The sequence below is a fragment of the Cupriavidus sp. SK-4 genome, assembly GCF_000611125.1.
Lineage (GTDB): Bacteria > Pseudomonadota > Gammaproteobacteria > Burkholderiales > Burkholderiaceae > Cupriavidus > Cupriavidus necator.
Map to the genome: position 1 here is coordinate 153,030 of NZ_JFJW01000036.1, position 24,274 is coordinate 177,303.

Annotated in this window: 24 protein-coding genes; 7 read left to right on the forward strand and 17 right to left on the reverse strand. The window is 68.2% G+C overall.

Features of this window, described 5'->3' with window-relative positions:
* Nucleotides 1-128: 128 nt before the first annotated feature.
* Together proC and CF68_RS08030 are read right to left on the reverse strand one after the other, a co-directional pair.
* Nucleotides 129-965, reverse strand: coding sequence for a pyrroline-5-carboxylate reductase (proC, locus tag CF68_RS08025; protein WP_035817237.1), 837 nt, complete (start codon nt 963-965; stop codon nt 129-131).
* Nucleotides 966-1,011: 46 nt separating this feature from the next.
* A complete protein-coding gene (locus tag CF68_RS08030) occupies nt 1,012-1,707 on the reverse strand; it encodes a YggS family pyridoxal phosphate-dependent enzyme (RefSeq protein ID WP_035817238.1) in 696 nt (231 codons plus the stop codon).
* A gap of 64 nt (nt 1,708-1,771) precedes the next feature.
* Between CF68_RS08030 and CF68_RS08035 the strand changes: the two genes are divergently transcribed.
* The 3 genes from CF68_RS08035 to CF68_RS08045 are packed head-to-tail and all read left to right on the forward strand — an operon-like array spanning nt 1,772 to nt 4,531.
* Nucleotides 1,772-2,815 (forward strand): type IV pilus twitching motility protein PilT, encoded by a 1,044-nt coding sequence (locus CF68_RS08035; protein WP_035817239.1) that lies wholly within the window; start codon nt 1,772-1,774, stop codon nt 2,813-2,815.
* A gap of 26 nt (nt 2,816-2,841) precedes the next feature.
* Complete coding sequence (locus CF68_RS08040) at nt 2,842-3,981, forward strand: PilT/PilU family type 4a pilus ATPase (protein WP_010815049.1); 1,140 nt, start codon at nt 2,842-2,844, stop codon at nt 3,979-3,981.
* A 55-nt stretch (nt 3,982-4,036) separates the two neighbouring features.
* A complete protein-coding gene (locus tag CF68_RS08045; RefSeq protein ID WP_018311516.1) occupies nt 4,037-4,531 on the forward strand; it encodes a glutathione peroxidase in 495 nt (164 codons plus the stop codon).
* Between the two features lie 6 nt (nt 4,532-4,537).
* On the opposite strand, the gene CF68_RS08050 is transcribed toward CF68_RS08045, so the two are convergent.
* From CF68_RS08050 to CF68_RS08100, 11 genes are all read right to left on the reverse strand, one after another.
* The gene (locus tag CF68_RS08050; protein WP_035817240.1) at nt 4,538-5,227 is read right to left on the reverse strand and encodes a YafY family protein; all 690 of its coding nucleotides are present in this window, start codon (nt 5,225-5,227) and stop codon (nt 4,538-4,540) included.
* Nucleotides 5,228-5,249: 22 nt separating this feature from the next.
* The gene (locus CF68_RS08055) at nt 5,250-5,621 is read right to left on the reverse strand and encodes a VOC family protein (protein ID WP_200872540.1); all 372 of its coding nucleotides are present in this window, start codon (nt 5,619-5,621) and stop codon (nt 5,250-5,252) included.
* A gap of 85 nt (nt 5,622-5,706) precedes the next feature.
* On the reverse strand, nt 5,707-6,432 hold the full coding sequence (locus tag CF68_RS08060; RefSeq protein WP_084187120.1) for an LrgB family protein: 726 nt from the start codon (nt 6,430-6,432) through the stop codon (nt 5,707-5,709).
* Complete coding sequence (locus CF68_RS08065; protein ID WP_035817243.1) at nt 6,429-6,806, reverse strand: CidA/LrgA family protein; 378 nt, start codon at nt 6,804-6,806, stop codon at nt 6,429-6,431. Before CF68_RS08065 ends, CF68_RS08060 begins: the two co-directional genes overlap by 4 nt.
* A 79-nt stretch (nt 6,807-6,885) precedes the next feature.
* Complete coding sequence (gene glcF, locus CF68_RS08070; RefSeq protein WP_035817244.1) at nt 6,886-8,139, reverse strand: glycolate oxidase subunit GlcF; 1,254 nt, start codon at nt 8,137-8,139, stop codon at nt 6,886-6,888.
* 42 nt (nt 8,140-8,181) lie between these two features.
* Nucleotides 8,182-9,285, reverse strand: coding sequence for a glycolate oxidase subunit GlcE (gene glcE, locus CF68_RS08075; RefSeq protein ID WP_035817245.1), 1,104 nt, complete (start codon nt 9,283-9,285; stop codon nt 8,182-8,184).
* A 27-nt stretch (nt 9,286-9,312) separates the two neighbouring features.
* A complete protein-coding gene (locus CF68_RS08080) occupies nt 9,313-10,230 on the reverse strand; it encodes an ion transporter (RefSeq protein ID WP_035817251.1) in 918 nt (305 codons plus the stop codon).
* Nucleotides 10,231-10,238: 8 nt separating this feature from the next.
* Entirely contained in the window at nt 10,239-11,753 is a 1,515-nt protein-coding gene (locus tag CF68_RS08085; protein WP_010815040.1) for an FAD-linked oxidase C-terminal domain-containing protein, read from the reverse strand.
* A gap of 252 nt (nt 11,754-12,005) precedes the next feature.
* On the reverse strand, nt 12,006-12,536 hold the full coding sequence (locus tag CF68_RS08090; protein ID WP_035817253.1) for a GNAT family N-acetyltransferase: 531 nt from the start codon (nt 12,534-12,536) through the stop codon (nt 12,006-12,008).
* A gap of 11 nt (nt 12,537-12,547) precedes the next feature.
* On the reverse strand, nt 12,548-13,438 hold the full coding sequence (locus CF68_RS08095; protein ID WP_035817256.1) for a LysR substrate-binding domain-containing protein: 891 nt from the start codon (nt 13,436-13,438) through the stop codon (nt 12,548-12,550).
* Nucleotides 13,439-13,452: 14 nt separating this feature from the next.
* A complete protein-coding gene (locus CF68_RS08100) occupies nt 13,453-14,883 on the reverse strand; it encodes an FAD-binding oxidoreductase (protein ID WP_035817257.1) in 1,431 nt (476 codons plus the stop codon).
* 319 nt (nt 14,884-15,202) lie between these two features.
* Between CF68_RS08100 and CF68_RS08105 the strand changes: the two genes are divergently transcribed.
* The 4 genes from CF68_RS08105 (at nt 15,203) to CF68_RS08120 (ending at nt 21,265) form a co-directional block, all read left to right on the forward strand.
* Nucleotides 15,203-15,769: a cob(I)yrinic acid a,c-diamide adenosyltransferase gene (locus CF68_RS08105; RefSeq protein WP_035817258.1), complete on the forward strand. Its 567-nt coding sequence runs from the start codon at nt 15,203-15,205 to the stop codon at nt 15,767-15,769.
* A gap of 190 nt (nt 15,770-15,959) precedes the next feature.
* The gene (dnaK, locus tag CF68_RS08110) at nt 15,960-17,912 is read left to right on the forward strand and encodes a molecular chaperone DnaK (RefSeq protein WP_035817259.1); all 1,953 of its coding nucleotides are present in this window, start codon (nt 15,960-15,962) and stop codon (nt 17,910-17,912) included.
* A 171-nt stretch (nt 17,913-18,083) separates the two neighbouring features.
* Nucleotides 18,084-19,229: a molecular chaperone DnaJ gene (dnaJ, locus tag CF68_RS08115; RefSeq protein WP_035817260.1), complete on the forward strand. Its 1,146-nt coding sequence runs from the start codon at nt 18,084-18,086 to the stop codon at nt 19,227-19,229.
* A 107-nt stretch (nt 19,230-19,336) separates the two neighbouring features.
* Nucleotides 19,337-21,265: a chorismate-binding protein gene (locus CF68_RS08120; RefSeq protein ID WP_035817261.1), complete on the forward strand. Its 1,929-nt coding sequence runs from the start codon at nt 19,337-19,339 to the stop codon at nt 21,263-21,265.
* A gap of 9 nt (nt 21,266-21,274) precedes the next feature.
* Here the strand turns inward: CF68_RS08120 and CF68_RS08125 are convergent, their stop codons facing one another.
* From CF68_RS08125 to CF68_RS08140, 4 genes are all read right to left on the reverse strand, one after another.
* On the reverse strand, nt 21,275-21,973 hold the full coding sequence (locus CF68_RS08125; protein ID WP_035817263.1) for an energy-coupling factor ABC transporter ATP-binding protein: 699 nt from the start codon (nt 21,971-21,973) through the stop codon (nt 21,275-21,277).
* Nucleotides 21,970-22,668 carry an ABC transporter permease gene (locus CF68_RS08130; RefSeq protein WP_010815030.1) on the reverse strand — a complete coding sequence of 233 codons (699 nt, stop codon included), beginning with the start codon at nt 22,666-22,668 and terminating at the stop codon, nt 21,970-21,972. Before CF68_RS08130 ends, CF68_RS08125 begins: the two co-directional genes overlap by 4 nt.
* Before the next feature lie 4 nt (nt 22,669-22,672).
* The gene (gene panB, locus CF68_RS08135; RefSeq protein WP_035817266.1) at nt 22,673-23,494 is read right to left on the reverse strand and encodes a 3-methyl-2-oxobutanoate hydroxymethyltransferase; all 822 of its coding nucleotides are present in this window, start codon (nt 23,492-23,494) and stop codon (nt 22,673-22,675) included.
* A 99-nt stretch (nt 23,495-23,593) separates the two neighbouring features.
* Entirely contained in the window at nt 23,594-24,235 is a 642-nt protein-coding gene (locus tag CF68_RS08140; protein WP_035817270.1) for a deoxynucleoside kinase, read from the reverse strand.
* Between the last annotated feature and the right edge of the window lie 39 nt (nt 24,236-24,274).

A 24,274-nucleotide genomic window follows, 5' to 3' on the forward strand; every position in this document is an offset into this window, starting at 1 on the left:
GGGCATACCGACGCGCTTCACTTCGTGGACACTCCGGGGCCCCCCCCCCCCCCCCCCCGGGGGGGGGGCGAGGGGAGCGTTCACAAGGGGCGGCGGCCGGGTCAGAGCGCCCGCGGGTTGGCCGCGCCTCAATCCTTCCCGAACTCCGCCCCCATCTCCTTGCCCCGCGCCGCGGCAGCATGCATCGCGCGCACGAACTCATCACCAATACCCGAACCCTCCATCGCCGTCAGCGCCGCATAGGTCGTACCACCCTTTGACGTCACGCGCTCACGCAGCGTCGACACCGGCTCCGAAGACTGCCCGGCCAGGGTAGCAGCGCCACGGAAGGTCTCTACCGCCAGTTCGCGGCCTTGCTCCGCCGTCAGGCCCAGCTCGGTGGCGGCGCGTTCCATCGCCTCGATAAAGTAGAAGACATAGGCCGGTCCACTGCCGGAAATGGCGGTGACCGCATCGATCTGGTCATCCCCATCCACCCACACGCACTTGCCGACGGCCTCGGCCACGGCGCTGGCAATCGCGCGGTCTTCGGCTGACAGCCCGGCCGGCGCCGCCAGCCCCGTCATGCCCATGCCCGCCAGCGCCGGCGTATTCGGCATCGCCCGCACCAGCCGGGTGCGCCCGTCCAGCCAGCGTTGCATGTCCTGCAGCCGGATGCCGGCGGCCACGCTGATCACCAGGTTGCCCTTGCCGCTGGCCGGCAGGATCGGCAGCAGCTGCGCCGCGGCGTCGCGGAACTGCTGCGGCTTGACCGCCAGCACCAGCACGTCGCTGGCGCCGAAGGCGGCATCCGGCGCGCCGGCGGCATGCACGCCGAGGTCGCGCGCCAGGCGTTGCTGGGCCTCGGGGAAGGGGTCGACCACGCGGATCGAGCCGGCCGGCACGCCGCGGGCGATCAGGCCGCCGATCAGTGCGGTGGCCATGTTGCCGCCGCCGAGAAAGCCAAAGGTAAGGGTATCGAGCATGGGGATCCGTTGGGGGGCTTGAAGGGAATGGATTGGGCGCGCCGGGCTACGGGTACTGGCGCGCTCCGAAGATGGCGGTGCCGATCCGTACCAGGTTGGCGCCCTCGGCGATGGCGGCTTCCATGTCGCCCGACATGCCCATCGACAGCGTGTCGAGGTCCAGGCCGTCGGCGCGCAGCGCCTGCAGCATGGCGCGCATGGACGCGAACGGGCGGCGCTGGGCGGCGGGGTCGTGCTCGGGCTCGGGGATGGCCATCAGCCCGCGCAGGCGCAGGCCGGGCAGCGCGGCGACGGCATGTGCCAGTGCCGGTACCTCCGCCGGGGCGACGCCGCTCTTGCTGGCTTCGCCGCTGATATTGACCTGGATGCAGACCTGCAGCGCCGCCATGCCGGGCGGGCGCTGGGCCGACAGCCGCTCGGCGATCCTGAGCCGGTCGACCGCGTGCACCCAGTCGAAATGCTCGGCCACCTGCCGGGTCTTGTTGCTTTGCAGCGGGCCGATGAAATGCCATTGCAGGCGGTGGCGCAGGTCGGCCAGCGCGGCGATCTTGTCGACGCCTTCCTGGGCGTAGTTTTCGCCGAAAGCGAGCTGTCCGGCGGCGTATGCGGCCCTTATGCGGTCGGGGGGAACGGTCTTGGAAACCGCCAGCAGGGCGATGTCCGCGGGCTGTCTGCCGGCTTGTTGTGCGGCCGCCGCGATGCGCTGGTGAACGGCTTGCAAGTTGGCGGCAATTACAGACATAATCCGGCGAACATACAAAAGAAAGTACGCAAAGTACTGATAACTCAGGGTGGGGTCATTATAGATGGACATCGCGCAGCTATTGGCTTTCGCTGTCAAGAACAAGGCGTCTGATCTTCATCTTTCCGCGGACATGCCGCCGATGGTGCGGATCCACGGCGACATGCGCCGGATCAACATCGCCTCGATGACGCACAAGGATGTCCACGCCATGGTGTACGACATCATGAGCGACACCCAGCGCAAGGCCTACGAAGAACGCCTCGAAATCGATTTCTCGTTCGAGATCGCCGGCCTGTCCCGCTTCCGGGTCAATGCCTATAACACCCAGCGCGGCGCCGCTGCGGTGTTCCGTACCATTCCCTCCAAGGTGCTCACGCTCGAAGAGCTGCGCGCGCCCGCGGTGTTTGCCGACCTGTGCATGAAGCCGCGCGGGCTGGTGCTGGTGACGGGCCCGACCGGCTCGGGCAAGTCCACCACGCTGGCGGCGATGGTCGACCATCGCAACGACAACGACATGGGCCACATCCTCACGGTGGAGGACCCGATCGAATTCGTGCACAGCTCCAAGAAGAGCCTGATCAACCAGCGCGAGCTGGGGCCGCATACGCATTCGTTTGCCAACGCGCTGCGCTCGGCACTGCGTGAAGACCCGGACGTGATCCTGGTGGGTGAGCTGCGCGACCTGGAAACCATCCGCCTGGCGCTGACCGCGGCCGAGACCGGCCATCTGGTCTTCGGCACGCTGCACACCAGCTCCGCGGCCAAGACCATCGACCGGGTGGTCGATGTGTTCCCGCCCGAAGAGAAGGATATGGTGCGCACCATGCTGTCGGAATCGCTGGAGGCGGTGATCTCGCAGACCCTGCTGAAGACGCGCGACGGCAATGGCCGCACCGCCGCGCACGAGATCATGATCGCCACGCCCGCGATCCGCCACCTGATCCGCGAGAACAAGATCGCGCAGATGTACTCGATGATGCAGACTAGCAGCGGGCTGGGCATGCAGACGCTGGACCAGTGCCTGTCTGACCTGATCAAGCGCAGCGTCATCAGCTACAACGACGCGCGCGCCATCGCCAAGAACCCCGACGCGTTCATGGGCTGAGGCCCGCTCCCTAGCAGGACACCGCCATGCTCGATCGCGAATCCGCCGCCAAGTACATCAACGACCTGCTGGAGCTGATGGTCAGCAACCGCGGCTCGGACCTGTTCATCACTTCTGACTTCCCGCCGGCGATCAAGGTCGACGGCAAGATCAAGCCGGTGTCGCAGCAGCCGCTGAACCCGACCCAGGCGCTGGGCCTGGTGCGCTCGGTGATGAACGAGCGCCAGGTTCAGGACTTCGACACCAGCCGCGAATGCAATTTCGCGATCACCGCGCCCAAGGCCGGGCGCTTCCGCGTGTCGGCCTTTATCCAGCAGGGCAAGGCCGGCATGGTGGTGCGCACCATCAATACGCGCATCCCCTCGGTGGCCGACCTGGACCTGCCGGCGACGCTGCATGAGGTGGTGATGGCCAAGCGCGGTTTGGTGATCGTGACCGGCGCCACCGGCTCGGGCAAGTCGACCACGCTGGCGGCAATGCTGGATCACCGCAACGCGCATTCGTACGGCCATATCATCACCATCGAGGATCCGATCGAGTACGTGCATGCGCACCAGAACTGCATCGTCACGCAGCGCGAGGTCGGCATCGATACCGAGTCCTGGCACGTGGCGCTGAAGAACACGCTGCGCCAGGCGCCCGACGTGATCCTGATCGGCGAAATCCGCGATCGCGAGACCATGGAGTACGCGATGCAGTACGCCGAGACCGGCCACCTGTGCCTGGCCACGCTGCACGCCAACAACGCCAACCAGGCGATCGACCGCGTGGTCAACTTCTTCCCCGAGGAAAAGCGCCAGCAGCTGCTGATCGACCTGTCGCTGAACCTGAAGGCGATGATCTCGCAGCGCCTGCTGCCGCGCGCCGGCAAAAAGGGGCGCGTGCCGGCGGTGGAGATCATGATCGGCACGCCGCTGGTGGCCGACCTGATCTTCAAGGGCGAGATCCACGAGCTCAAGGAAGTCATCAAGAAGTCGCGCGAGCAGGGCATGGTCTCGTTCGACCAGGCGCTGTTCGATCTGTACGAGGAAGGCAAGATCACCTACGAGGACGCGCTGCGCAACGCCGACTCGCTCAATGACCTGCGCCTGATGATCAAGCTGCACAGCGCGAGCGCCAAGGACACCGACCTGGGTGCCGGCACCGAGCATCTCAACGTCATCTGATTCGTGCACGCCAGTGCGCATGGCGGTATGCTTGGGCTACCTAGAGGAGTCTGCCATGAGCAATGTCTACCAGTTCGAAGCCAACTCGCTGGCCGGCCAGCCGGTACCGCTGTCGCAGTTCCAGGGCAAGGTGATGCTGGTCGTCAACACCGCCAGCGAATGCGGGTTCACGCCGCAGTACGAGGGCCTGCAGAAGCTCTATGACGAATACCACGGACGCGGCCTGGAGGTGCTGGGCTTCCCGTGCAACCAGTTCGGCAAGCAGGAGCCGGGCGATGCGCAGCAGATCGGCCAGTTCTGCGAAACGCGCTTTGCGGTGCGCTTCCCGATGTTCGCCAAGATCGACGTGAATGGTGCCGACGCCCATCCGCTGTACCAGTGGCTGACCACGGAAAAGCGTGGCGTGCTCGGTACCCAGGGCATCAAATGGAACTTCACCAAGTTCCTGCTGCGCCGCGACGGCACGGTGTTCAAGCGCTATGCGCCGACTACCAAGCCCGATGAGCTGCGCGCCGATATCGAGAAGCTGCTGTCCGACCCGGCTGCCTGAACAGTACTAGCTGCCGCTGGCGCGCACCGCGCGCAGGAAACCGTTGAGCGAGCGGTCGGGCGTTTCGTGGAAATGGTCGTCCAGCATGCGGATGGCGCGGCAGCGGTCCAGCCGGAAGCTGCGGTAGTCGGAGCGCGTGGTGCACCACGTCGCCAGCAACCAGGCATTGCCCCAGAAGAACAGGCCCAGCGGCATCACCACGCGTTCGGTGATGCGCTGCTGCACGTCGCAATAGTCGAGCAGCAGCAATTTCTGCTCGCCCAGCGCGCCGTGCACCACGTCGAAGGCCTCGCGCACATGCGCCTGGTTGACGTATTCCGGCGCGAACACGCGGCTTTGCTGCGCCGCCAGCCGGCGCGGCGGCGGCAGCGCGGCCATCAGTTTTTCCAGCGCGGGATCGGCCGCGGCGGCCAGCGCGCCGCCGCCCCAGGCTTTCAGGAGGCGCAGGCCGGCGACCAGCGCTTCGACTTCCATGGCGGTGAACATCAGCGGCGGGACATCGAAGTCGGCGCGCAGCCGGTAGCCGATGCCGGCCTCGCCCTCGACCGGCACGCCTGACAGCGACAGCGCCTGGATATCACGGTAGACGGTGCGTTCCGACACCCCGAGCCGCTGTGCCAGCAGCGCTGCCGTGGTCAGGCGGCGGCCGCGCAGCACCTGCACGATCTGGAACAGGCGGTCGGCGCGGCGGCTCATCGGGGGTGGCTTGCCATCGGAGTCAAGCGGCCACGGGCTCGTGCAGCCCGATGCGGTTGCCTTCGCTGTCGGTGATATGGGCGATACGGCCGATCTCGCCCGGCAGGCGCAGCGGCCCGAACACGGTCTTGCCGCCGGCGCGCGCGGCGCGCTCCAGCAGCACATCCAGTTCCGGCGCATGCAGGTACGGCACCGCGCCGTAGTAGTTGCTGGGGCGGTAGCCTTCGCCGGCCACCAGCGCGCCGCCCGGGTCGGGGTGGGGGAACACGGCCATGTCGACCTGGCTCATGGTCTCGCGGCGCAGCTGGATATCGAACACCTGCTCGTAGAAGCCGACCGCGCGGTTCATGTCGACGACGGGGATTTCCAGCCAGTTGATCAGACGGTTGCTCATGACAGACTCCTTGGTTCCAGGTAAAGGGGAGTGAGGAGTTCGCATCATGCGCGGGGGCTGCTGACAGCGTCCTGTCAGGAGGGTGTCAGTGTGGCATCCACGCCGCCATCACCGGCACCATGATCGCCGTCAGCACGCCGTTCAGGCCCATGCCCAGCGCGGCAAAGGCACCGGCTTCCTGGTTGACCTGGAAGGCACGCGCGGTGCCGATGCCATGCGCCGCCACGCCGGTGGCGAAGCCGCGCACGCTGTAGTCGCGGATGCGCAGCAGGTTCAGCACGCTGGTGGCGCTGACCGCGCCGATGATGCCGGTGGCCATCACCAGCACCGCCGTCAGCGACGGCAGCCCGCCGATCTTCTCGGCCACGCCCATGGCGATCGGGATCGTCACCGACTTGGGCGCGAGCGAGCGCACGGTCTCGGGCGATGCGCCCAGCAGGTACGCGATGCCCACTGCCGACACCACCGCAACCACCGAGCCCGCCACCAGCCCCGCCAGCAGCGGGAACACATGGGTGCGCAGCTTGGGCAACTGCAGGTACAGCGGCACCGCCAGCGCCACCGTGGCCGGCCCCAGCAGGAAGTGCACGAACTGCGCGCCGTCGAAGTAGGTCTTGTAGGGCGTGCCGGTGACGGTCAGCACCGTGACCAGCAGCGCCACCGCGATCATCACCGGGTTGGCCAGCGGCGAGAAGCGCGAGCGCTCATAGATGCGGAAGGCAAGGACGTAGGCCAGGAGCGTGGCGGTCAGCCCGACCAGCGGGCTTGCGGCCAGGTAGACCCAGATCTCGTTGAGGCGGGGCGTCATCATGCCTGCTCTCCTTTCGCATCGGCGGGCGGGACATCGGCGCGCTTGCGCATCAGCATGCGCGTGACCATGGCGGTGGTGGCGATGGCCAGCCAGGTGGACACCACCAGCGCCACCAGGATCGGCATCCATTCGCCCTCGATGCGGTTGGCATGGACCATGATGCCGACGCCGGCCGGCACGAACAGCAGCGACAGGTGCTTGAGCAGTTCAGATGTGGTGCCCTGGATGATGGGCAGCAGGCGGTCGTCGAAGACGAGCCAGCCGAACAGCAGGATCATGCCCAGCACGGGGCCGGGCACCGGCAGGGTCAGCGCGTAGCTGATCACCTCACCGATGGACTGGAAAACCAACAGGATTGCAAAGGTCTGGAGCATGGGGGCGTGGCGTTTGGTCGCAGGTGCGCGGCGCGCGTCCGGAAGGGATGCGCGCTGCCGCCCATGCTGCCCGCCCGCGCTAGCCGAGCATCTTGTCGACCAGTTCGATCCAGTGCATCACCGGGGTGCCGGTGCCGCTCTGCAGGTGCGAGATGCAGCCGATATTGGCCGAGACGATGGCTTCAGGCTGCGTGGCCTGCAGTTTGGCGAGTTTGTCGTCGCGCAGGCGGTAGGCCAGTTCCGGCTGCAATACCGAATAAGTGCCTGCCGAGCCGCAGCACAGGTGGCTGTCAGCGCAGAGTTTGACTTCGACGCCGAGGCCGGTCAAGAGCGCTTCGACTTTGCCGCGGATCTGCTGGCCGTGCTGCAGCGTGCAGGGCGGGTGGTAAGCCACGCGCCGGTTGTCGCGCGGGACCGCGCCGGCCAGGGTGTGCAGCTCGTCGGCAAAGTCCGGCAAGACTTCGGACAGATCGCGCGTCAGCGCCGATACGCGGCGGGCGCGCCCGGCGTACTTCGGATCGTTGCGCAGCAGGTGGCCGTAGTCCTTGACCATCGCGCCGCAGCCCGAGGCGGTCATCACGATGGCTTCGGCGCCGTCCTCGATATGCGGCCACCAGGCGTCGATATTGCGGCGCATATTGTCGAGGCCGCCGTCGTGGTCGCCGGTGTGGAAGCGGATCGCGCCGCAGCAGCCGGCTTCGCGCGCCACCAGCAGTTGTACGCCGACACGGTCGAATACACGCGCGGTGGCGGCATTGATGTTGGGCGACATTGCCGGCTGCACGCAGCCGTCGAGCAACAACATCTTGCGTGCATGCGCATTGCGCGGCCACGTGCCGGGCGCGGCGGTGCTGGACAGCGCCGGCACCTTGTTGCGCAGCGTGCCCGGCAGCAGCGGCCGCACCATCTGGCCCAGGCGCAGCGCCGTGCCGAACAGCGCCGGGCGCGTCAGCCCTTCGCGCAGCACCCAGCGCGCGATGCGCTCGCGGGCGGGGCGCTGCACGCCTTCGGCCTCGAGCTTGTCGTCGACCAGCTTGCGGCCGATATCGACCAGGCGGCCGTAGCGCACGCCCGACGGGCAGGTCGATTCGCAGTTGCGGCAGGTCAGGCAGCGGTCCAGGTGCAGGCGCGTGCTTTCGGTGATGGCATGGCCTTCCAGCACCTGCTTCATCAGGTAGATGCGCCCGCGCGGGCCGTCCAGCTCATCGCCGAGCAGCTGGTAAGTGGGGCAGGTGGCGGTGCAGAAGCCGCAATGCACGCAATTGCCGACGATGGATTTGGCTTCCTCGCCTTCGGGCGTGTTGCGAAGAAAATCGGCCAGGTTCGTTTGCATGGTGTGGGGAGGTTGTGCCTGGGGGTGCCTGGACGTGCCGGATCAGAGCCCGGGGTACATGCGCTGCGGGTTGAAGATGCCGGCCGGGTCGAAGGTCTCTTTCAGGCGGCGGTGGATCGCGGCCAGCGGCGAGGCCAGCGGCGTGAACACGCCCACTGACTTGTCGCCGTTGCGGAACAGCGTGGCATGGCCGCCGGCGGCCTGCGCCACGGCGCGCACGCTTTCGGCATCGGTCTTGTCAGTGCCGTCCTCGGGCAGCCACCAGCGCTGGCCGCCGCCCCATTCGATCAGTTGTGAGCCGGGCAGCTCCAGCGGCGCGGCGATGGTGGGCACCGCCAGGCGCCACAGCGCGCGGCCCGCCTGGGCGGGGGCGAAGAACGGGTGGGTCTGCTCGCGCAGCGATTGCCACAGCGCCGCGGCTTCTGCAGCGTCCACGCGCTCGCCGCCCAGCCTGGCGCACGCGGCACGCACGGCGGCGGTGGCGCCGGCCAGGCGCACATGCAGCACGCCCGCGTGCCAGGCCGAAGACGCCAGCGGCAGCGGCTGGCCACCCCACCGGTTCAGGTGCTCGATGGCATCGGCCTGGGCCAGCTCGAAGCGCAGCGTGGCCTCGTCGAACGGTGCCGGCAGCACCTTGACCGACACCTGCAGGATCAGCCCGAGCGTGCCGAGCGAGCCCGCCAGCAGCCGCGACACGTCATAGCCCGCCACGTTCTTCATCACCTGGCCGCCGAAGTCCATCACCTCGCCGCGTCCGTCCATCAGCTGCGCGCCCAGCATGAAGTCGCGCAGCGCGCCCACCGACTGCCGGCGCGGGCCCGACAATCCCGCGGCCACGGCGCCGCCCAGCGTCGCGGTGCTGGGCTGGCCCGGCAGTGCGAAATGGGGCGGCTCGAAGGCCAGCATCTGGCGCTTTTCGGCCAGCGCCGCCTCGATCTCGGCCAGCGGCGTGCCGCAGCGCGCGGTGATCACCAGCTCGGCCGGGTCGTAGTCGACGATGCCGGCATAGGCGCGCGTGTCCAGCAGCTGGCCCGCGGCGGGCTGGCCGTAGAAGTCCTTGCTGCCGCCGCCGCGCAGCCGCAGCGCGGTGCGGGTCTCGGTGGCTTGCCTGACGGCGTCGCGGATGGCGTCGAGGGTGGCTTGCATATGCGTCGTGGGGTAGGGAAGACCGGCTCAGGAGCCGGCAGGTCCGCCGGGCACTTCCGGCCGGTCGTTCTGGTATTCGGGCAGCTGGCTGCCGCAATGCTTGCAGTAGCCGGCGTCGGGTTCGTGGCCCTCGGTCAGGCAATGGGTGCAGGTGCGCGTGGTGAGCGGCCGCTTCAGGATGCTGGCGGCCAGCTCGGCGCCGACGATGCCGGTGGGGAAGGCGATGATGCCGTAGCCCAGCAGGATGGTCAGCGAGGTGATGAATTGCCCCAGCGGGGTCTTGGGCACCATGTCGCCGAAGCCCGTGGTGGTCAGCGTAACCACCGCCCAGTACATGCTGACCGGGATGCTGGTGAAGCCGTGCTGCGGACCTTCCACCACGTACATCACCGTGCCCAGGATCACCGTGATGATGAACACAGTGCCCAGGAACACGAAGATCTTGCGCCGGCTGTTGACCAGCGCGCGGTACAGGATCTCGGCTTCCTCGAAGTACACGGTCAGCTTCAGGATCCGGAACACGCGCAGCAGCCGCAGCAGGCGCACGTCGATCAGGAAATGCAGCTCGGGCAGGAAGAAGGCCAGCCAGGTCGGCATGATCGAGATGAAGTCGATGATGCCGTAGAAGCTGAATACGTAGCGCCACGGCCGGCGCACCACCAGGACGCGCATCACATACTCGGCCGTGAAGAACAGCGTGAACATCCATTCCAGCACGGTGAACGGCAGCCCCAGGCGGCTGTTCACCGAGGGCAGGCTGTCGAGCATCACCACCATCACGCTGGCGACGATGGCCAGCAGCAGCGCGACATCGAAGAGCCGGCCCTCGCGGGTATCGGCCTCGAAGATGATGGTGTACCAGCGCTGGCGCCAGCCGGTCTCGGGCTGGCCCAGGCGCTGGCGGACGAACGCTTCCTGCTGCTGGCGTCGGCGTGGGCTGGACATGGCGTGGCTCAGAAGCGCGGCAGCTCAGGGTGCGGCAGCAGGCCCCGCTTCACATGCATCTTGCCGTACTCCGCGCAGCGCGCCAGCGTGGGGATGGCCTTGTCCGGGTTGAGCAGCCGCGCCGGATCGAAGGCGGCCTTGACGCCGAAGAAGGCGTCGCGCTCGGCGGGCGAGAACTGCACGCACATCGAGTTGAGCTTCTCCACGCCCACGCCATGCTCGCCGGTGACGGTGCCGCCCAGCTCCACGCAGGTTTCCAGGATGTCGGCGCCGAACAGCTCGGCGCGGTGCCATTGGTCCTGGTCGGCGCCATCGAACAGCACCAGCGGGTGCATGTTGCCGTCGCCGGCATGGAACACGTTGATGCAGCGCAGGCCGTACTTTTGCTCCATGGCTTCGATGCGCCTGAGCAGCGTGCCGATGTGCTTGCGCGGGATGGTGCCGTCCATGCAGTAGTAGTCCGGCGAGATCCGCCCGGCGGCGGGGAAGGCATTCTTGCGTCCGCTCCAGAAGCGCAGGCGCTCGGCTTCGTTCTGCGAGACCACGATGCGGGTGCATCCCGATGCCGTCAGCACCGCGCTCATGCGTTCGATTTCCTCGGCCACTTCTTCCGGGGTGCCGTCGGATTCGCACAGCAGGATGGCGGCGGCATCCAGGTCATAGCCCGCATGCACGAACTGCTCGACCGCGGCGGTGGCGGGCTTGTCCATCATTTCCAGCCCGGCCGGGATGATGCCGGCGGCGATCACGTCCGCCACCGCGTTGCCGCCCTTCTCGACATCGTCGAAGCAGGCCATGATCACCTGCGCCAGCTGCGGCTTGGGGATCAGGCGCACGGTGACCTCGGTGACCACGGCCAGCATGCCTTCGGAGCCGATCAGCACCGCCAGCAGGTCCAGGCCCGGCGAGTCGGGGGCCTCGGAGCCGAACACCACCACCTCGCCCTCCATCGTCACCGCGCGCACGCGCAGCACGTTGTGCACGGTCAGGCCGTACTTCAGGCAGTGCACGCCGCCGGAGTTCTCGCTGACGTTGCCGCCGATGGTGCAGGCGATCTGCGAGGACGGGTCCGGCGCGTAGTACAGGTTGTGGGGTGCGGCGGCGTCGGAGATCGCCAGGTTGCGCACGCCCGGCTGGACCACCGCGGTGCGCGAGTATGGATCGACCGACAGGATGCGCTTGAACTTGGCCAGCGACAGCACCAGGCCCTCGGCGATCGGCATGGCGCCGCCCGACAGGCTGGTGCCGGCGCCGCGCGGCACCACCGGCACGCCCAGCTTGTGGCACAGGCGCAGGATCGCGCAGACCTGTTCCTCGGTATCGGGCAGGGCCACGGCCATCGGCACCTGGCGGTACGCGGCCAGGCCGTCGCATTCATAGGGGACGGTGTCTTCCGGCTTCCACAGCAGCGCGGCATCCGGCAGGATCTGCGCCAGGCCGGCCAGCAGCGCGCTGCGGCGGCCTTCGGCCGTGGCATGGGCGCCGTCGGGGGCGATGGTTTGGGCTTCGTGCGGGGCATTCATGAACGACTCCTGTGGGGCCTCCTGGACGGCGGCCGGTGCGCGGCCTGCCGGTCGCGGCAATGCAGGGCCTGCCGCGGGGGACGGGTGACTATAGCGCAGGGCACCTGGCGCGGGCACCACGGGAGACGTGAATTCCGCATGGCAGGCCGATCAAAAATGCTCATCATGGCTGCGCGGGAATTCACGCCTGGCATGGGGCGCAAGTCCAGCGTACACCGCGGCGCGGGTGCAGGGAAGGCGGCCCGGCCGGACTCAGCGTGCCGGCGGCTGCGGCAGGAAGCAGACCATGTCGAGCTTGTCGTGGAAGTGCGGCGCGACGTACAGCGCATCCGGCTCCAGCCCCGTGCGCACGAAGCCGAGCGACTCATACAGCCGCACCGCGCCCGCGCTGCCGGCATTGACGCACAGCGTCACCTGGCGCACGCCCGGCATGGCGGCGGCCTGTTCCATGGCCCGGTCCATCAGCGCGCGGCCGAGCTTGCGGTCGCGCCAGCCCGGGGCCACGTACATGCCCCAGATAAAGGCCTTGTGCCGGTGCTTGGCGTTTTCCTCGCGCATCACCCCGACCACGCCGGCCAGCGCGCTGCCATCGGTGCCGTCGACAAAGGCGCCGAATACGGCCTTGCCCTCGGTCGCGGCCAGGCGCCCGGCGACGACTTCCAGCGGCCGGTCCTGTTCCTCCTCCAGGCTGGCAGCGAAGGCCTCAGGCGCTTCGGCCAGGCCTTGCAGCCGCAGCGCCTGGAAGGCGGCGGCATCGGCGGGGGTCAGCAAACGGATTTCCATGGGTCGGTCTCCTACCAGTCCAGGCTCAGCAGCCAGTCGACGAAATAGCGCGCCTCGGGCTTGAGCGGGGCCTGTTCGCGCTCGACGATGTAGTAGCCGTGCGGCGAGACCGATTCCACATCGAGCAGCCGCACCATCTGCCCCAGCGATAGCCAGTGCCGCGCCATGCGCTGGCGCACCAGCGCCACGCCCTGGTTGGACGCGATCGCCTCAAGCATCAGGCCGATGTCATTGAACTGCGGCCCGGTCTGCGGCTCGGCCCAGTCCAGCCCGGCAGTCTCGAACCACGGCTTCCACGGCTCCAGCGGGCTGCGCAGCAGCACCAGGCCGTGCAGGTGCTCGGGTTTGGTGATGGCGCGGCCGTTGACGCGCTCGTAGTAATCGCGGCCGCAGGCCGGGAACACCGGCTCGACCAGCAGCCGGGTGGTCTTCAGGTCCGGGTAGCGGCCGGTGCCGTAGCGGATCTCGACATCGGTGTCCTCCGCCTTGACGTCCAGGAACGGGATCGCCAGGTGCAGCTCGAGGTCGATATGCGGATACAGCGCGCCGAACTCAGGCAGGCGCGGTACCAGGTGCTGGCGCCCGAAGGTGGGCGGGATCGCCACCCGCAGCCGGGTGCGCAGCTTGTTGTACTCGGGCCGCGCCAGCTCGTTGAGCGACTTGAGCGCGTCCTGCACGTTGCGCAGGTAGCGCGTGCCGGCGGCGGTCAGCCGCAGCGCCGCGTTGGCGCGCACGAACAGGTCTTCGCCCCACAGCTCCTCAAGGTTCTTGATGCGGTGCGAGACCGCGCTGGGCGTGACCGACAGCTCTTCGGCCGCGCGCGCGAAGCTGCCCAGGCGCGCCGCCGCCTCGAAGGCGATCAGCAGGTGCAGCGGCGGGACGCGGTTGAACATGGAGGCCATCTGCCCGGTACGCCTTACTGCGTGCCCGCGCGCGTGGCGCTGAAGATCTTGCCCGGGTTCAGGATGTGGTTGGGGTCCAGCGCGGCCTTGATCGCGCGCATCAGGTCGAGCGCGTCCTCGCCGTGTTCTTCCACCAGGAAGCGCTGCTTGTGCAGGCCCACGCCGTGCTCGCCGGTGCAGGTGCCGCCCATCGCCAGCGCGCGCTCGACGATGCGCTGGTTGATGGCCTCGGCCTCGGCCATCTCTTCGGGCTTGTCGGGATCGACCAGGATCGCCACGTGGAAGTTGCCGTCGCCGACATGGCCGACGATGGGGCAGGGCAGCGCCGAGGCGTTCAGGTCCTTCTCGGTCTCGGTGACGCAATCGGCCAGGCGCGAGATCGGCACGCACACGTCGGTGGTCACCGACTTGCAGCCCGGCTTGAGCTGCAGCATGGCGAAGTAGGCGGTATGGCGAGCGTTCCACAGCCGGCTGCGGTCCTCCGGGCGGGTGGCCCATTCGAAGCCCTGGCCGCCGTGCTCGGCGGTGATCTGCTGCACGGTCTCGGCCTGCTCGCGCACGCCGGCCTCGGTGCCGTGGAATTCGAAGAACAGGTGCGGCGTTTCCGGCAAGGTCAGGTTGTCGTGGCGGTTGATGGCGCGGATCGCCAGCGCATCGACAAATTCCACGCGCGCCACCGGCACGCCCAGCTGGATGGTCTGGATCACCGCCTGCACCGCGCTGCCCATGCTGGGGAAGGCGCACACCGCGGCGGAGATCGCTTCCGGCTGCGGGTAGAGCCGCACCGTCACCTCGGTGATGATGCCGAGCGTGCCTTCGCTGCCGATAAAGAGCCGGGTCAGGTCATAGCCCGCCGCCGACTTGCGCGCCTGCGTGCCGGTGCGGACCACGCGGCCGTCGGCGGTCACCACTGTCAGCGCCAGCACGTTCTCGCGCATGGTGCCGTAGCGCACCGCGTTGGTCCCGGAGGCGCGCGTGGCGCACATGCCGCCCAGCGAGGCATCGGCGCCCGGGTCGATCGGGAAGAACAGGCCGGTGTCCTTGATTTCCTGGTTCAGCTGCTTGCGCGTGACGCCGGGCTGCACGGTCACGGTCAGGTCCTCGGGCTGCACCGCCAGCACGCGGTTCATCTGCGATAGGTCCAGGCTGATGCCGCCTGCCACCGCCAGCAGATGGCCTTCCAGCGACGAGCCGGCGCCATACGGGATCAGCGGCACGCCATGCTGGTTGCACAGGCGCGCCACCTCGGCCACTTCCTCGGTGCTGTGGGCGAAGACCACGGCGTCGGGCACGGCTGGCGGGAACGGGGATTCGTCGCGGCCGTGGTGTTCGCACACACCTGCGGAGGTGGTGAAGCGGTCGCCGAAGCGCGCCGCCAGGGCTTCGCTGAAGGCGGGCGGCAGCGGACGGCGGGCGAGGGTGGCGGGCGGCGTGGGGTGGTTCATGCGGGTCTCCGGCGGGTCGGCGCGACGGTGGTGCCGGCGGCGGCAGTCCGGAGCAAGCTCCGGTCTGGCCGGCAGGGGCGCGACCCGGTTATCGAATGGACGATGAATGGGGGTACCGGCATTCTACGCCGCGCGGCGGCTCATGCACCCTGGCGGGGCACGCCGGCGGCCGGCAGGTACTGGCCGATAGCCGCACAGCAAGCGCCGGGACACAAGCGCTTGGCCCGCCGAGGCGGTCCGGCGCGATAATGCATCTTTCCCCTGGCGCCTCGCGTTGCAGGGCGGACCACGACTACCACACGCTTACGAGGAGACCGGCATGGGCCACCGCCTGTCCAAGATTGCCACCCGCACCGGCGACGCCGGCACCACCGGCCTGGGCGACGGCAGCCGTACCGGCAAGCACAGCCTGCGCATCGCCGCCATCGGCGACGTCGACGAGCTCAACTGCCACGTCGGCGTGCTGCTGACCGAGGCCCTGCCGGACGACGTGCGCGCCGCGCTGCTGCATATCCAGCACGACCTGTTCGACCTAGGTGGCGAGCTGTCCATCCCGGGCTACACCCTGCTCAAGCCTGAGCAGGTGGCGCAGCTCGACACCTGGCTGGCCGACTACAACGCCAACCTGCCGCGGCTCGCCGAATTCATCCTGCCGGGCGGCAGCCGCGCCGCGGCGCAGGCCCATGTCTGCCGCACCGTGTGCCGCCGTGCCGAACGCGCGCTGGTGGCGCTGGGCGCGGCAGAGCCGCTGAACGAGGCCCCGCGCCAGTACCTGAATCGGCTGTCGGACCTGATGTTCGTGCTGGCGCGGGTGCTGAACCGGGCCGGGGGCGGTTCGGACGTGTTGTGGCAGCGCGATCGCGACGCGCCAGGAGGTATGGAGTAAGCCACTTGCGACGGCCGCGCCGCGCCGCCGGCTTAACCTGCGGCGGCGGATGCCGTTGTATGCGTGCAGAAACCGAGAAAATTACTCGGATTTGCTGGTTCTGCCCTTGAAAAGCCCCCGGACGGCCACATTTCGGCCTCAGGTTGAATTGCAGCCGCGCGGATAGCGCCGGCTCAAGAGGAGAGAATAAATGGGTAAGATCATCGGTATCGACCTCGGTACCACCAATAGCTGCGTCGCGATCCTGGAAGGCAACACCCCCAAGGTCATCGAAAACTCGGAGGGTGCCCGCACCACCCCGTCGATCATCGCCTACATGGAAGACGGCGAGATCCTGGTCGGCGCGCCGGCCAAGCGCCAGGCGGTCACCAACCCGCGTAACACGCTGTACGCGGTCAAGCGCCTGATCGGCCGCAAGTTCGAAGAGAAGGAAGTCCAGAAGGACATCGGCCTGATGCCATACGCCATCGTCAAGGCCGACAACGGCGACGCATGGGTGTCGGTGCGCGACCAGAAGCTGGCGCCGCCGCAGGTTTCCGCCGAAGTGCTGCGCAAGATGAAGAAGACGGCCGAGGACTACCTCGGCGAGCCGGTGACCGAAGCCGTGATCACCGTGCCGGCCTACTTCAACGACTCGCAGCGCCAGGCCACCAAGGATGCCGGCCGCATCGCCGGCCTGGACGTCAAGCGCATCATCAACGAGCCGACCGCGGCTGCGCTGGCGTTCGGCATGGATAAGAACGAGAAGGGCGACCGCAAGATCGCCGTGTATGACCTCGGTGGCGGCACCTTCGACATCTCGATCATCGAGATCGCGGACGTGGACGGCGAGAAGCAGTTCGAAGTGCTGTCGACCAACGGCGACACCTTCCTGGGCGGCGAAGACTTCGACCAGCGCATCATCGACTACATCATCAGCGAGTTCAAGAAGGACCAGGGCGTGGACCTGTCCAAGGACGTGCTCGCGCTGCAGCGCCTGAAGGAAGCCGCTGAAAAGGCCAAGATCGAACTGTCCAGCTCGCAGCAGACCGAGATCAACCTGCCGTACATCACGGCCGATGCCTCGGGTCCGAAGCACCTGAATTTGAAGATGACCCGCGCCAAGCTCGAATCCCTGGTGGAAGAGCTGATCACGCGCACCATCGAGCCGTGCCGCATCGCCATCAAGGACGCGGGCGTCAAGGTCAGCGACATCGACGACGTGATCCTGGTCGGCGGCATGACCCGCATGCCCAAGGTGCAGGAACAGGTCAAGGAGTTCTTTGGCAAGGAAGCGCGCAAGGACGTGAACCCGGATGAAGCCGTGGCCGTCGGTGCCGCGATCCAGGGCTCGGTGCTGTCGGGCGACCGTACCGATGTGCTGCTGCTGGACGTGACGCCGCTGTCGCTGGGGATCGAGACCCTGGGCGGCGTGATGACCAAGATGATCACCAAGAACACCACCATCCCGACCAAGCATGCGCAGGTGTTCTCGACCGCCGACGACAACCAGCCGGCCGTGACCATCAAGGTGTTCCAGGGCGAGCGTGAAATGGCCTCCGGCAACAAGCTGCTGGGCGAGTTCAACCTGGAAGGCATTCCGCCCGCAGCGCGCGGCACGCCGCAGATCGAAGTGTCGTTCGACATCGACGCCAACGGCATCCTGCACGTGGGTGCCAAGGACAAGGCGACCGGCAAGGAAAACCGGATCACCATCAAGGCGAACTCGGGCCTGTCGGAAGACGAGATCCAGCGCATGGTCAAGGACGCCGAGGCCAACGCCGAGGAAGACAAGAAGGCCCGCGAGCTGGCTGATGCCCGCAACCAGGCCGACGCGCTGATCCACTCGACCAAGAAGGCGCTCACCGAATACGGTGACAAGCTGGACGCCGGCGAGAAGGAAAAGATCGAAGCCGCGATCAAGGAACTGGAAGACGCCGCTCGCGGCGGCGACAAGGCCGAGATCGATGCCAAGGTCAACGCGCTGTCCGAAGTCAGCCAGAAACTGGGCGAGAAGGTCTACGCCGACATGCAGGCCAAGGCTGGCGAAGGTGCCACGGCCGGTGCTGCTGCCGGTGCCGGCGCGGCCGGTGGCCAGCAGGCGCAGCCGCAGGACGACAACGTTGTGGACGCCGAATTCAAGGAAGTCAACGACAAGAAGTAATCGGGACACGCGGGCGGCGGTGCAGGCACTGGCCGGCACCGCTCCCGCCCCGACGCCGGGCGCGGCCATCGGACCTAGCGGGAAACCGCCGTCGGATGCCTCGCTCGGCTTTTTTGCTATTCGCCGGTATCGCGCCGCATGCGCGTGCCGGCCAAAAGGGTTTGAGCCACCATGGCAAAACGTGACTATTACGAAGTGCTCGGGGTAGGCAAGAACGCGAGCGACGACGAGATCAAGAAGGCTTATCGCAAGCTCGCGATGAAGTACCACCCGGACCGCAATCCGGAGGGCAAGGACGGCAAGATCGCCGAGGAAAAATTCAAGGAGGTCAAAGAGGCCTACGAGATGCTTTCCGACCCGGAGAAGAAGGCGGCCTATGATCAGTACGGCCATGCCGGCGTCGACCCCAACATGGCGGGCGGGTTCGGCGGTGCGCAGGGCTATGGCGGTTTCGCCGAGGCCTTCGGCGACATCTTCGGCGATATCTTCGGCCAGCAGGCCGGTGGCCGCCGCGGTGGCGGCGGCCCGCAGGCCTATCGCGGCGCCGACCTGCGCTACAGCATGGAGATCTCGCTGGAGCAGGCCGCGCACGGCCACGAGGCGCAGATCCGCGTGCCGCACTGGGACGACTGCGACCACTGCCACGGCAATGGCGCGGAGCCGGGCTCGAGCGTCGAAACCTGCCCGACCTGCCACGGCGCCGGCCAGGTGCGCGTGTCGCAGGGCTTCTTCACCATGCAGCAGACCTGCCCGAAGTGCCACGGCAGCGGCAAGTTCATCCCCAAGCCCTGCACCAAGTGCCACGGCCAGGGCAAGCTGAAGTCGCAGAAGACGCTGGAAGTGAAGATCCCGGCCGGCATCGACGAAGGCATGCGCATCCGCTCGTCCGGCAACGGCGAGCCGGGCATCAACGGCGGCCCCCCGGGCGACCTGTATGTGGAAGTCCACATCAAGCAGCACCCGATGTTCGAGCGCGACGGCGACGACCTGCACTGCCAGATGCCGATCTCCTTCGCCACCGCGGCGCTGGGCGGCGACCTGGAAGTGCCGACGCTGAGCGGCAAGGCTACCTTCCCGGTGCCTGAAGCCACTCAGTCGGGCAAGACCTTCCGCCTGCGCGGCAAGGGCATCAAGGGCGTGCGCTCCGGCTATCCGGGCGACCTCTATGTGCATGTGAACGTGGAGACGCCGGTCAAGCTGACCGAGGCGCAGAAGGAACTGCTGCGCCAGTTCGACCGCTCGGTGCATGAGGGTGGCTCGCGCCACAGCCCGCAGGAGCAATCCTGGCTGGACAAGGTGAAGAGTTTCTTCAGCTGACCGGGTTCGCAGTATCGGACCGGCCACGTGCGAGCGTGGCCGGTTTTGTTTTTGGCGCGCGATAATGCCAGGGTTGTCCCCGCCGCTCCTTTTCTGACGATTTCCCCGTGGTAGCCAGCATCCAGCCCCCGCCCTCTCCCCCGGCCCCTCTCCCGCAAGCGGGCGAGGGGAGCACCCAGCCAGGGGGAGGAGATGTCTTCGTACTTCTTGACGACGCCACGGCCCCGGCGGCGGAAGCAGCAACGCGCCTCTACACCGGCTTCATCCGTGAAGACGTCTTGCCCGCCGGCAGCGACATCGCGCAGCTCGACACCATGCTTGCCGACGGCTGGCGCCAGGGCTGGCATGCCACCCTGTTTGCCCCATACGAATTCGGCGGCGCACTGGTCGATGCTCCGGTACATACCGGTAACGGGATGCCGTTCCACGACGGCGCGCTGCGCCTGCTGTGGTTCCGCAACCTGCGCCGGCTCGATGGCGCGGCGGTCACGGCGTGGCTGCAGTCGAAAGCCGACCCCAAGCCAGCGGGCCTGATGGACGTGGCCTCCGACACCTCCCGCGAGGCCTTCGACGACGCCATCGCCCGCATCCACCAGTGGATCGAAGCCGGCGACACCTACCAGGTCAACTACACCCAGCGCCTGCACTTCGATGCCTTTGGCGACCCGGTGGTGCTGTACGCCGCGCTGCGCGCCGCGCAGCCGGTGCCGTATGGCGTGCTGGCCAGCCTGCCGGATGGCGCCACGGTGCTGTCGCTGTCGCCCGAGCTGTTCGTGCGTCACGACGGCCAGGGCCACCTGCTGACCCGGCCGATGAAGGGCACCGCGCCGCGCTCGGGCGATGCCATGCGCGATGCGCAGGCCGCCGCCGCGCTGGCCGCCGATGCCAAGAACCGCGCCGAGAACGTGATGATCGTCGACCTGCTGCGCAACGACCTGGGGCGCATCGCGCAGCCGGGCAGCGTGGCGGTGCCGGAGCGCTTTGCGGTGCAGCCGTTTGGCGCGGTGCTGCAGATGACCTCTACCGTCACCGCGACGGCGCGGCCCGGCACCGGTTTTGCGGCGCTGATGGCAGCACTGTTCCCTTGCGGCTCAATCACCGGCGCACCCAAGCGGCGCACCATGGAGATCATCGCCGAGCTGGAAGGCGCGCCGCGCGGGCTGTACACCGGCGCGATCGGCTGGATTGATGCGCCAACTGACGAAAGCACCGCGGGACCGTTCGCGCTGTCGGTGGCAATCCGCACGCTGGTACTGGCACCCGCCGCGGACACCGGCCTGCGCGCGGGTGAAATGGGCGTGGGCGGCGGCATCGTCCATGACAGCGTCGCGGCGGAGGAATTCGATGAATGCGGCTGGAAGGCGCGTTTCCTGACGCGGCACGATCCCGGCTTTACGCTGTTCGAAACCATGCGCGTGCAGGACGGCGAGTGCCTTTGCCTGGCGCGGCACCTTGCGCGCATCGGCGCTTCGGCGCATACGTTCGGCTTCGCTTTCGATGCCGATGTGGCACGCACCGCAGTGGCCGCGCAGGTAGCGCAGTTGGGCGCGGGGACATGGCGCCTGCGTATGAGCGTGGACAAGCGCGGCGCGCTCGCATTTGCCAGCGGCGCGGTGGCACCGATGCCGGCAGGTCCGGTCAGGATCGACATCGCCACCGAGCCACTACCCGCCGCCGATCCGCTGCGCCGCCACAAGACCAGCGCGCGCGCAGTGTTCGATGCGGGCTGGCAGGCCGCCGAGCGTGCCGGCGGCTTTGACCGGCTGTTCTTCAACACGCGTGGTGAACTGCTGGAAGGCGGGCGCAGCTCGGTCTTCGTCCGCATCGATGGCCGCTGGCTGACGCCGCCGCTGTCGGCCGACATCCTGCCCGGCGTGATGCGCGCGGTGGTGCTGGACGAGGGTGGGGCGGCCCTGGGCGCCCCCGGCGAAGCGGTGACGGAAGCCGTGATCACGCGCGCGATGCTCGCGCGCGCCGAGGCCATCGTCCTGGTCAACGCCTTGCGCGGCGCGATGCCGGCGACGCTGGGTCAGTAGGCTCGACGACTAAGGGTGGTGCGTGTCCAGCACGCCGTCGCCCAGCTTCCAGCGCACCACGCCCGGCAGGTTGATCAGCTCGCGGTCGTGGCAGATCATCACCACGGTGCGGCCTTCGGCGGCCAGGTCGCCGACCAGCGCAATCACCTGCTCGCGCGCATGGCCGTCCAGGCTCGAGGTGGGCTCATCCAGCAGCAGCAACTCCGGCTCCAGTACCTTGGCGCGCGCCAGCGCCACGCGCTGGATCTCGCCGCCGGACAGGTATTCGGGCGCGGTGTCCTGCAGGTGCGACACGCCGGCCCAGCCCAGCGCTTCGCCCACGCGGCGGGCGATTTCGTCGCGCGCCATCCCGCGTGCGTGCAGGCCGTAGGCGATGTTTTCGCGCACCGAGGTGCGGAACAGGTAAGGGTGCTGGTGCAGGTAGGCGATGCGCTGGCGCAGCGCCGGCGGCAGCGGGGTGAGGGGTGCGTCGTGGGCATGGCCCCGGGCGTCGGTCCACTGCGCGCTGGCGCCGGGTGCCGGCTCCAGCCCGGCCAGCATGCGCAGCAGCGTGGTCTTGCCGGCGCCGTTCATGCCGGTCAGCACGATCGCGGTGGCGCGCGGGATCACCAGCCTGTCGATGGCAAAGAGCTTGCGCAGGCCGATGGTGCGCGCCAGCCCGCGCACGGTCAGCAGCGGGCTGTGGTCATGGGCAGCGGCGGGGGTCATCGGCGGAAGCCTCCGGCACCCTGCAGCCAGGCCATGCCGATATTGACCAGCAGCGCCAGCGCCACCAGCACGATGCCCAGCGCAATGCCTTGCGCGAACTCGCCCTTGCTGGTTTCCAGCGCAATGGCCGTGGTGATGGTGCGGGTGGAGCCTTCGATATTGCCGCCGATCATCAGCGCCGAGCCGACCTCGGCAATCACGCGCCCGAAGCCGGCGACCACCGCCGCCATCAGCCCGAAGCGCAGCTCGCGGATCACGGTCAGGAAGGTGCGCCAGCGCCCGGCGCCCAGCACCCAGGCGGTCTCGCGCAGGCGCACGTCGGCGCCCTGCAGGGTCGACAGCGCAAACGCCAGCACCACCGGGAAGCCGATCACCGCCTGCCCCAGCACCATGCCCGCCGGCGTGAACAGCAGGTGCAGGCTGCCCAGCGGGCCCTGGCGCGTCAGCAGCAGGTAGAGGACCAGCCCGACCAGCACGGTCGGGAACGACAGGAAGGCCTGCGCCACCACCACCACCGCGCGCCGGCCCGGAAACTGCCGCGTCGCGATCAGCCAGGCGGCGGCGATCGCCGGCACGGTGGCCAGCGCCAGCCCCAGCACCGCCACCATCAGCGAGGTCCAGACGATGAACCACAGGCCGGCGTCGCCGCTGGCCAGCAGGCGGAAGGCGTCGGCGGTGGCGGTGCCGATCTCCACCGGGTCAGGCGGAGAAGGTGTGCTCGGCGGCGGGGAAGCTGCCGTCCTTGACGGCGGCCACGTAGGCGCGCACGGCTGCCTCGATCGAGGTCTGGCCGTCCATGAAGTTGCGCACGAACTTGGCCTTGCGGCCCGGGTAGATATTGAGCATGTCCTGCAGCACCAGCACCTGGCCGGTGCAGTCCGCGCCCGCGCCGATGCCGATGGTGGGCACCGTCAGCGATTGCGTGATCTCGCCGGCCAGCGCCGCGGGCACCGCCTCCATCAGCACCACCTGCGCGCCGGCGGCCTGCAGCGCCAGCGCGTCGCGCTTGAGCTGGGCCGCGCCGGCGTTGGTCTTGCCCTGCACCTTGAAGCCGCCCAGCGCGTGCACCGACTGCGGCGTCAGGCCGATATGCGCGCATACCGGGATGCTGCGCTCGACCAGGAACTTGACGATGGGCGCCAGCCAGTCGCCGCCTTCGAGCTTGACCATCTGCGCGCCGGCCTTCATCAGCGTGACCGCGCTGGCAAACGCGGCCTCAGGCGTGGGATAGGTGCCGAACGGCAGGTCCGTCAGCAGCAGCGAGGTCTGGTTGCCGCGCGCCGCGCATTCGGTGTGGTAGGCCATCTGTTCCAGCGTGACCGGCAGCGTGGTCTGCTGGCCCTGCATCACATTGCCCAGCGAATCGCCGACCAGGATCATTTCCACGCCGCAGTAGTCGAGCAGCGCGGCGAAGCTGGAGTCGTACGCGGTCAGCATGGCGATTTTCTCGCCGGCGTCACGCATCGCCTGCAGTTTGGGAATCGTGATGGTCTTGCGGGAGGGATCGAGGAGGTAGCTCATGGCAGTGCCCGTATAGGACGGCTTTGCCGGTGCCGGGAGGGCCGCCCGCACGGCAACGACAGCCGTCGTTATTGTGTTGGGTCTGGCAGGCGTGGCCTGTCAGGGCGCAGCGAGATTGAGAAAGGCCTTGCGGCCGCGCATGTTTTCGATGCGCGACAGTAGTGTACGGAAATCGTCATCATTGTCCACCGGATTGAAGTGGGCGGTGTTGACGACCAGCACCGGGGCGTCGTCGTACCGGTGGAACAATTCGCCGTAGGCGCCGGCCAGGCGCTGCAGGTAGTGTTCGTCGATGCCGGCCTCGCCAGGCTCGCCGCGGCGCACGATGCGCTCGCGCAAGAGCGACGGGGTGGCCTGCAGCACGATCACCAGGTCGGCACGCTGCGGCGGCAGGTCAAGGCGTGCGGCGATGGCGTCGTAGAGCGCCAGTTCGTCGTCGGACAGCGTCAGCGCCGCGTGCAGCCGGTCCTTGGCCATCAGGAAATTGGTGACCATGCGCTGGCCGGCCAGCACCCCCGCCTGCCATTGCTGCAGCTGCACCGCGCGCTGGGTCAGGCACCACAGCTGCAGCGCCAGCGCATGGCGCGCGGGATCGCGGTAGAAGGGTTCGAGGAAGGGGCTGCGGCGTGCGCTGTCGGGCAGTTCCTGGGCCTGCAGCGTGCGCGCCAGGCGCTGGGCCAGCGAGGTCTTGCCGGATCCGACGGGGCCTTCGACGACGATGCGGCGCAGGTGATCGAGCATGGCGCTCCGGGCTTCAGTGGGGTGGAGGGCAGCGCGGCG

Coding starts and splice junctions, on each gene's coding strand:
- proC (WP_035817237.1), bottom strand. CDS start 965: ATGCTCGATACCCTTACCTTTGGCTTTCTCGGCGGCGGCAACATGGCC.
- CF68_RS08030 (WP_035817238.1), bottom strand. CDS start 1,707: ATGTCTGTAATTGCCGCCAACTTGCAAGCCGTTCACCAGCGCATCGCG.
- CF68_RS08035 (WP_035817239.1), top strand. CDS start 1,772: ATGGACATCGCGCAGCTATTGGCTTTCGCTGTCAAGAACAAGGCGTCT.
- CF68_RS08040 (WP_010815049.1), top strand. CDS start 2,842: ATGCTCGATCGCGAATCCGCCGCCAAGTACATCAACGACCTGCTGGAG.
- CF68_RS08045 (WP_018311516.1), top strand. CDS start 4,037: ATGAGCAATGTCTACCAGTTCGAAGCCAACTCGCTGGCCGGCCAGCCG.
- CF68_RS08050 (WP_035817240.1), bottom strand. CDS start 5,227: ATGAGCCGCCGCGCCGACCGCCTGTTCCAGATCGTGCAGGTGCTGCGC.
- CF68_RS08055 (WP_200872540.1), bottom strand. CDS start 5,621: ATGAGCAACCGTCTGATCAACTGGCTGGAAATCCCCGTCGTCGACATG.
- CF68_RS08060 (WP_084187120.1), bottom strand. CDS start 6,432: ATGATGACGCCCCGCCTCAACGAGATCTGGGTCTACCTGGCCGCAAGC.
- CF68_RS08065 (WP_035817243.1), bottom strand. CDS start 6,806: ATGCTCCAGACCTTTGCAATCCTGTTGGTTTTCCAGTCCATCGGTGAG.
- glcF (WP_035817244.1), bottom strand. CDS start 8,139: ATGCAAACGAACCTGGCCGATTTTCTTCGCAACACGCCCGAAGGCGAG.
- glcE (WP_035817245.1), bottom strand. CDS start 9,285: ATGCAAGCCACCCTCGACGCCATCCGCGACGCCGTCAGGCAAGCCACC.
- CF68_RS08080 (WP_035817251.1), bottom strand. CDS start 10,230: ATGTCCAGCCCACGCCGACGCCAGCAGCAGGAAGCGTTCGTCCGCCAG.
- CF68_RS08085 (WP_010815040.1), bottom strand. CDS start 11,753: ATGAATGCCCCGCACGAAGCCCAAACCATCGCCCCCGACGGCGCCCAT.
- CF68_RS08090 (WP_035817253.1), bottom strand. CDS start 12,536: ATGGAAATCCGTTTGCTGACCCCCGCCGATGCCGCCGCCTTCCAGGCG.
- CF68_RS08095 (WP_035817256.1), bottom strand. CDS start 13,438: ATGGCCTCCATGTTCAACCGCGTCCCGCCGCTGCACCTGCTGATCGCC.
- CF68_RS08100 (WP_035817257.1), bottom strand. CDS start 14,883: ATGAACCACCCCACGCCGCCCGCCACCCTCGCCCGCCGTCCGCTGCCG.
- CF68_RS08105 (WP_035817258.1), top strand. CDS start 15,203: ATGGGCCACCGCCTGTCCAAGATTGCCACCCGCACCGGCGACGCCGGC.
- dnaK (WP_035817259.1), top strand. CDS start 15,960: ATGGGTAAGATCATCGGTATCGACCTCGGTACCACCAATAGCTGCGTC.
- dnaJ (WP_035817260.1), top strand. CDS start 18,084: ATGGCAAAACGTGACTATTACGAAGTGCTCGGGGTAGGCAAGAACGCG.
- CF68_RS08125 (WP_035817263.1), bottom strand. CDS start 21,973: ATGACCCCCGCCGCTGCCCATGACCACAGCCCGCTGCTGACCGTGCGC.
- panB (WP_035817266.1), bottom strand. CDS start 23,494: ATGAGCTACCTCCTCGATCCCTCCCGCAAGACCATCACGATTCCCAAA.
- CF68_RS08140 (WP_035817270.1), bottom strand. CDS start 24,235: ATGCTCGATCACCTGCGCCGCATCGTCGTCGAAGGCCCCGTCGGATCC.